Below are 540 nucleotides of genomic sequence, written 5' to 3'. Positions count from 1 at the left end.
GGTGTTGGCGGCAAAATCCACCCGCGCCAACGTCATTGCGACTCCCCGGGTATCGACCAACACACGGTGACAGAGCTGGATCAAAACCTCGACCGGCTCGGAACTGGCGCCCGTGACCGCATCGACCGCGCGCAGTGCGGCCTCTGCGGCGGCCGGCCCGTGGCCGAGCCCGTCTACCACGCCGAACAGCGCTGCCTCCCCGTCGATTTCGACTGCGATACCCCGGTCACCGGACGTGTACTCGCTGGGCAAAGGCCTGCCCGCCCTTGCCCACTCGATCGGCCCGAAGCGTCCATGTTTATGCACGAGGAGGAACCCATTTCCACATTTCGATGACGGTCCCCCGACCCAGAGTGGATTCGACGACCAGCCGGTCCATTAGGCGACGTGCGCCCGGCAGGCCCATCCCGAGCCCGCGTCCGGTGGTGTAACCGTCTTCCATCGCCCGTTCGATGTCGGCGATGCCGGGACCCTGGTCCTCGGCGCGCACCACCAGGGCCTTGCGCCCTTCCCGGTCGGCGATCGCGACGGAAACCGCGC

The 540-nt window shown here is 67.6% G+C and carries 1 protein-coding gene and 1 pseudogene; both read right to left on the bottom strand.

What is annotated here, in order from left to right:
- Positions 1–306: pseudogene (locus tag A5652_RS11860) on the bottom strand (stage II sporulation protein M); the annotation flags it as partial.
- On the bottom strand, positions 299–540 hold a 242-nt coding region (locus A5652_RS11855), incomplete at its 5' end, for an ATP-binding protein (protein ID WP_369805783.1). The gene A5652_RS11855 and the pseudogene A5652_RS11860, both read right to left, overlap by 8 nt.

The sequence above is a fragment of the Mycobacterium sp. 1165178.9 genome, assembly GCF_001673555.1.
GTDB lineage: Bacteria > Actinomycetota > Actinomycetes > Mycobacteriales > Mycobacteriaceae > Mycobacterium.
The sequence above is the reverse complement of the archived record's forward strand: the minus strand, read 5'-3'. Positions and strand labels throughout refer to the sequence as shown.